This window comes from Nocardia sp. NPDC003345 (assembly GCF_053589395.1).
Genome location: NZ_JBSFRU010000471.1, coordinates 1 through 3,489 on the forward strand (window position 1 = coordinate 1; position 3,489 = coordinate 3,489).

3 protein-coding genes and 1 pseudogene are annotated in these 3,489 nt (G+C 70.7%); 1 reads left to right on the forward strand and 3 read right to left on the reverse strand.

Going from position 1 to position 3,489, the window contains the following annotated elements:
- Window positions 1–1,162: hypothetical protein (locus tag ACWDU1_RS30765; protein ID WP_450003853.1), on the forward strand; the 1,162-nt coding region annotated here is incomplete at its 5' end.
- 42 nt (window positions 1,163–1,204) lie between these two features.
- Here the strand turns inward: ACWDU1_RS30765 and ACWDU1_RS30770 are convergent.
- The 3 genes and pseudogenes from ACWDU1_RS30770 to ACWDU1_RS30780 form a co-directional block, all read right to left on the reverse strand.
- The gene (locus ACWDU1_RS30770; RefSeq protein WP_450003854.1) at window positions 1,205–1,804 is read right to left on the reverse strand and encodes a GNAT family N-acetyltransferase; all 600 of its coding nucleotides are present in this window, start codon (window positions 1,802–1,804) and stop codon (window positions 1,205–1,207) included.
- Between the two features lie 19 nt (window positions 1,805–1,823).
- Window positions 1,824–3,116 carry a THUMP-like domain-containing protein gene (locus ACWDU1_RS30775; protein WP_450003856.1) on the reverse strand — a complete coding sequence of 431 codons (1,293 nt, stop codon included), beginning with the start codon at window positions 3,114–3,116 and terminating at the stop codon, window positions 1,824–1,826.
- A pseudogene (locus ACWDU1_RS30780) lies at window positions 3,116–3,489 on the reverse strand (SAM-dependent methyltransferase); the annotation flags it as partial. The gene ACWDU1_RS30775 and the pseudogene ACWDU1_RS30780, both read right to left, overlap by 1 nt.

Consider the following 3,489-nt stretch of genomic DNA (forward strand, 5'->3'; position numbering starts at 1 on the left):
GACCCCCGGGGTGAGCGACGAGGGCATCGTGACCATGTCGGGTATCCGGCACCGGCTCGAGGGCGCGCATCTGGCGCAGCTGGCGGCGAACCGGACCACCGTCTGGGGCAATACCCCGAAGATCAAGCTGCTGCTGGCCAATCCCGGGAGCGATTTCGGCGAATGGGAGACCGCCGTCGGTGAGATCGAGGACCGTCGCGCGGCGGACGGCATCGTGGCGGTCACCGGTATCTCGTTCAGTGTCCAGAACGCCGTCCGGGCGGTCACCCGGCTCTCCGAACTGCAGATCCCCACCGTCGGCTCCACACTCACCGCCGATGATCTGCCGGTGTTGCGCGGATTCCTGCGGGTGTCGCCGACTGCCGCCGAACACGCGCGAACGGCCGCGGAGTATCTGTCCACTCGCAGCGAGCGGATTCTGATCGTCCGCGACGACAGCCCGATCGACCACTACGGCCGCACCCTCGCCGATGCCTTCGGCGCGAGCTTCCCCGACGATCCACAACGCTTCGCCGGTCCCGTGGAGGGATACGATTCCGAGATCGGCAGTGTGGCGAACACATTCCACTTCATGATGCCGAACATCTGCCAATCGGCGCCCGACACCATCTATTTCGCGGGCCGGGCGGCACATGCGCTCACCTTCCTCACCGCGCTCGCCGAACGCCGCTGCCGGGACACCCCGATCCGGGTGGTCACCGGCGACGATATGGCCTACTACCGTCTGGCCGACAGTCCCGCCCGGGTCGCGCTGGAAACCGGCGTCACGGTGCTCTACACCGGCCTGGTCCATCCGCAGGGCTGGCAGGACCACCCGGACCGGTTCAACCGGTACTCCGTCGCCCAGTTCGGGCCCGATTGCGTGGGCCCGATCTGCTACCGCGAGTTCTCCGACGACAGCCTCGACGATTTCGCCGCCGTCATGGAACACGACGCGCTGGTGACCGCGGTATCCGCGATCCGCCAGGCGGCCCGCAACGACGGCGACACCGTCCGTTCCGACCAGGTACTGCAGGCCATGAAGCGGCTGCACGGCGCGGGCGCGGTGCGCGGGGCGAGCGGAGTCCTCTCCTTCGACGAGAACGGCCTGCCGACCGATAAACCCATCCCGATCCTGGAGGCGCTGGACGGCGCACCACCCCGCTATATCGGGCTTCAATAGGCCGCGACGGCCGCCGAACCCGGCTGCCCGGCCCCGGCGGCGTTATGCCGCGCCCGCCCGCTTTTCGATACGTTCCAGCAGCCGCGTCCGCGCCGGCGGCCAGTCTTCGGCCAGGATCGAGTAGACGACCGTATTCCGGCGGGTTCCGTCCCGCCGAAGCGCGTGCTCGCGCAGGATGCCCTCCTGGACCGCCCCGAGGGCGGTGACGGCCGCCCGGGAGCGCACATTCAGGTCATCGACGGTGAATTCGGCCCGCACCGCGCCCAGGGTCCCGAAAATATGGTCCAGCAGTAGGAGTTTGGCCTCCGGATTGCAGGCGGTACCCCGGACCCGGAGGGAATACCAGGTGTAGCCGATCGTCGCCCGGCCGAATACTTCGTCCAGGTGGTACAGCGAGGTGGTGCCCACGATCCGCCCGTCGCGCGGATCGATCGACACCAGGACCTGGCGACCGGCGGCCAGGGCGTGCGCGACCGTTTCCGATGACGGCGGCCGCGATTCGATGCCGTAGGGGAAGAAGCGCAGCGTCTCCGGATCGTCGTGCGCCGCGGCAAGTCCCTCGGCATCGTCGGGCTCCATCGGCCGCAGCAGCACATGGTCACCGCGCAGGGTCGGTGGACGCCGCCAGTGGTCGTTCGCCATCGTTGTCCTCGTCTCGGGTTCACTCGGGCCCGGCAGGTCGCTGATCCGGACGGTGGGCGGTGCAGACGAACACTCTCGGAGTGCGGCCGATGCGGGTGATCACCAGCGTAAGGGGTTGCGAACCGGCGAGTTTCAGGCGGCGGCGCAGGGCGTCGGGGTCGGTATCCACTCCGCGCACCAGGATTTCCAGCGCTCCGCAATCGCGGCGCCGCAATTCGGCGCGCAGCGTCTTCTCCCGGAAGTCGAGGGCATCGAGGATGCGGAAGGCGCGGATCCCGGCGGGCACCCGGTCACCGGTGAGGTAGGCGATCCGCGGGTCCAGCTGCCAGAGCCCGTGGCGGGCCGCGTAGTGGCGGACGAGGCCGGCCCGCACGATCGCGCCGTCGGGGTCGATGATCCAGTCGCCCGGTGCCCGTTCGGGAATATCGCTGGGGTCGGTGTCGGTGAGGGTTGCGGGCTCCGCGCCGGTAACGAGCACGGTGGCCCGGCGGGTGACCCCGGGATCGGCGAGCCCGGGCGACCAGAGGCACGCTTCGCGCACCGCTCCGTCGAGCGAGACGATCTCCACCTCTCCCGGCCATTCCAGCCGGTCGAAATCCAGTCCGGGAGCGCATTTCACGGCCAGATCGCGGTCGGCGTACACCGCGAGCAGATCGGGCAGCGGTGGTTGCAGGGCGGCGGGGTCGTGGGTGCGGCGCCCACCCGCGCGCCGGGCCGGGTCGGCGATGATCACCGTATCGCGGCTGCACGGCGCCAGGGCGTCGGCGCGTGCCAACAGCACCGGGCGGTGCGGCCCCGAGGTCGCCGCCGGCCCGACCAGGGCAGCGCGCCCGATTTCGGCGGCGGGCGGGAAGATCGACCCCGGCAAGCCGGCCGGATCCGGTTCCGGCCGGGTCAGGTTGTGCCGGGCCATGGTGAGCCGGACCGGGTCCAGATCACTGCCGATCACCTGTGGGCACACCCGGGCCAGTTCGGCCAGCTCCGCGCCGATCGAGCATGTCACGTCGTGCACGGCCCGACCCGCCAGCCGCCGGGCGCGATGCCGGGCCACAGCCGTGGGGGTGGCCTGCTGCAGGGCGTCGTCGGTGAACAACCAGTCCTGGGCACCGGGCAGTTTGACGGCCGCCCGGCGGCGCAGGCGCACGGTTTCCACGAGCGCGGGCGCGCGCTCACCGTGCGCGCGCCGTACCGACGCGATATCGCGGAGTTGCGAGGCCGGGGACAGTTCGAGCCGCGCGACCTCGGTCAGCGCGGCCGCACCCGGCGCCGACCTCAGGTAGGCGAGGTCGGCCGCGCCGAAGCCGTATCCCACTAGTTCGCGGCGGCGCCCGGCTTCACCCCGGTGATCATGGCGTTGTAGAAGAACTGCCGCGGGACCACCCGGCGCATCACGTTCTCGTCCAGCCAGCTCAGGCCGAGCCACGCCCGGTACATCGCCATCCGGTAGCCGAAGGTGAGCTTCTCGTCGGGGACGGCCGCTTCGAAGGTCCGCACCGGCCAGCCCCACAGGGCTGCGGCGAATTCCTCGGTATGGGCGGCGACGTCGACCGCGCCGGCGGCCCGCGCGATGTCCTCGAGCTGGGTGGGATCGAAGGTGTGCAGGTCGACCACGGCCTCGAGCGCGGCGGCACGCGAGGATTCGTCCAGCTCCTCCTGCGGCCGCCGCCAGTCCCGCAGGAACGGCA

Bases quoted from the DNA above. Each gene is read 5' to 3' on its own strand.
- ACWDU1_RS30770 (WP_450003854.1), bottom strand. From the start codon at position 1,804: ATGGCGAACGACCACTGGCGGCGTCCACCGACCCTGCGCGGTGACCAT.